Annotated in this window: 3 protein-coding genes; 1 reads left to right on the top strand and 2 read right to left on the bottom strand. The window is 39.5% G+C overall.

All coding sequences use genetic code 11. From position 1 onward, the window contains the following. Positions 1–297: 297 nt before the first annotated feature. Positions 298–942: an HAD family hydrolase gene (locus V7K84_RS29135; protein ID WP_334843359.1), complete on the top strand. Its 645-nt coding sequence runs from the start codon at positions 298–300 to the stop codon at positions 940–942. A 76-nt stretch (positions 943–1,018) separates the two neighbouring features. Here the strand turns inward: V7K84_RS29135 and V7K84_RS29130 are convergent, their stop codons facing one another. Continuing rightward, positions 1,019–1,309: a hypothetical protein gene (locus V7K84_RS29130; RefSeq protein ID WP_334843357.1), complete on the bottom strand. Its 291-nt coding sequence runs from the start codon at positions 1,307–1,309 to the stop codon at positions 1,019–1,021. Between the two features lie 10 nt (positions 1,310–1,319). Next, positions 1,320–2,279: a ParM/StbA family protein gene (locus V7K84_RS29125; protein ID WP_334843355.1), complete on the bottom strand. Its 960-nt coding sequence runs from the start codon at positions 2,277–2,279 to the stop codon at positions 1,320–1,322. Positions 2,280–2,713 lie beyond the last annotated feature (434 nt).

The following is a 2,713-nucleotide window of genomic DNA, read 5'->3' as shown; positions in this document are numbered from 1 at the left end:
ACTCTTAAATGATGGAGAGCTTATTATTAAATGGGGAAGAAAAATAAAAAACAAGGGAAATGCTGTTTGTGCAAATTAAAAGCACAACAGCTTACCAGACGCATACAAGAGGTTTTAAAAAGGAATATAAATTTCTTCAAAGCCGTGTAGATGATGGATTTGCTGAAATCTTAGTGCCATTCGGAGCTGTACCTAGCACTCTAAGGCATTCAGTCCCAGATTAGTCAATAAGAGTGCGATCGCTCGGTAGTGTTAGTTATTACTCCTATGGTAGAATGCGAAATTTGAGGCGAAAACATGGTCAAAAATCGGTTCAAGCTTGTAATTTTTGATTGTGATGGAGTCTTGGTTGATAGTGAACCAATCATCAATCGTATTTTTGCAGAAACGCTCACGGAAGCTGGTTTTCCTATCACCTATGCAGAAGTAACTCAAAAATTTATCGGCAAGTCTCTAAAAACCTGTTTAGAGATTATCGAAGCATCTTACAAGAAACCATTGCCCAAAAACTTTGTCGAACTTTGCAAGGAACGAGAAATTGCTCCCTTGCAGCAAGAATTACAGCCAGTTTCAGGAATTACCGAAATATTGGAGCAAATTAGATTACCCAAATGTGTGGCATCAAATAGTAGCCACCGCCATATTCAAATGGTATTGAAATTAACGGGGCTTCTGGATAAATTTGATGGCAAGTTATATAGTGCTAATGATGTTTCACGCCCCAAACCTTTTCCTGATGTGTATCTCTATGCAGCCGAGCAAATGAACAGCAATCCAGAAGATTGTGCTGTAATTGAAGACTCTGTAACAGGTGTACAAGCAGCATACGCGGCAGGAATGACAGTTTTTGGCTATGCCCATCAGAGCGATCGCACTGCTCTGGCTGAGGCAGGAGCTAAGATAGTTTTCAACGATATGCGGCAGCTTGCTCAACTGCTATAGCCGGGGACTGGGGACTATTTAAAATCCAAAATTCAATGTGCCAAAACTATTGCATTCTTGTGCCAATAGATCCTCGTTACAAATCAAAATCAAGGCTGAATGTTTCCCCTGAAGAATCCTCTTCTTTCTCCTCTGCAAATGGAGTTGGAGTCCAAGACGTGAGTTGGTTTGATTCAGTACTAATCGGTGTGTCAGCTAAAAGTTGTGCAGGTAATCCAGCCTTGATAAAAACAAAATAGCAATCAACTATAAAGTAAAGCGTGTCCAGGTAACTTTTATCTAGTTTTTGCGATTCTGCAAATATGCGCTCTCGGTAATTATCTTTGAGGCGAACTTTTTCCGGTGCTAAGTCTTTTTTATCTACCATTGTTATAACTTTACTTAATAGATGTAGATGCTGGATTCTTGGCAAAAATGGTTTTTGCCATTTCTAAAAGCCCAAAGACATTGGCTTCTACCGGATTGTCCAGGATTTTGAAGCCGTTTTTCTCCAACAGCTTCTTAAATCCAGGTAAGAGGCAGCCTCCACCAATCGCCCAGATTTCATCCCCCTGATGCTTGGCATCAAGTGTCAGATTCACCACTTTCTTCAAGTATTTTTCATACCAATCTTTTAAAGAAGCACTGTATATATCTTTGATATCGATGTCACGGCTGTACCTGGTATGCCCCATTTCAAGACAAAATCGGATCTTGGAAGCATCCCCAATTTTTCCTCTATTCAAATGTTTCATTTTTTGGGAGATATCATCGATGAGAACTTCTACACCGATCGGGTAAGCAGTGTGAACTTCTCGCTGACCCCGGTTGTAACGAGAATACAGGGTTGTTCCATTGCCAAAGTCTAAAATGGTTAATTTTTTCGGTAGTGGATGCCCAAACAATGCACCCATCCCTTCTAGTACAACTTTCAGGACTTCTACTTTTACTTCTGATTGTTTGCCAGCAAGTATTGGCTGATATTCTCCGTTTAGTACTTTTTGCAATTCGTCAGCTAGACCAACATCATGTAAGCTAACGACTAATTTTAAATGCCAAGCCTTACGGTGTGGTAGATGTGCCAATGCACCGAATAATGTCAACAACGCATTATTGACTTTATTTTCATTATTATCTGTGTTGCGGTCAAAATAATTTCCTGTGCGGTAAGCAGACTCTCCAACTGTATAAGCACTGCCGTTAAAAACTACACGCCCTGGCACATCTTCCATCTCGGCATTGGTTATGTAGCTGGGGACACGAACTACTTCAAACCCTTCGACTAAAAGTTTTAGGCTTCCGTAACCGTTATCGAAACCCGCAGTAAAAATTTTTTGCAACGTGTGAATGTTTGACATAGGCTCCAAGTAATAAACTTTAATTTGTGAAAGTTATCTGTTCAGAGAATTTGGGGGAGTAGGGGAGAGAAGAATAAAATAACTACCCCTTTTTGATCCAGACTCAAGAGTTTATCATAACCCCTTGGGGGCTAAGTGGGGTACACAATATCAAAAAGTCAGATGTACCCCATTTAGCACCTATATATATCCTATATAGGGGTCAAAAAGTCATCAAAGTCTTTAACTATTGTTGGGGTATATATAGCCCCCATTTAGCCCCCAATAGGAATTTTTGAAATCTTTTCTATCAACGCAGCAGAAATTAATTTAGATCGTTGTTGACTCTTTGATTTATACTTTAAGCTGTTGTGCTTTTAATTTGCACAAACAGCATTTCCCTTGTTTTTTATTTTTCTTCCCCATTTAATAATAAGCTCTCCATCATTTAAGAG

This window comes from Nostoc sp., assembly GCF_036917315.1.
Classification (GTDB): Bacteria; Cyanobacteriota; Cyanobacteriia; order Cyanobacteriales; family Nostocaceae; genus Nostoc.
Note: the sequence above shows the minus strand (reverse complement) of the source record. Positions and strands in the feature narration are given on the sequence as shown.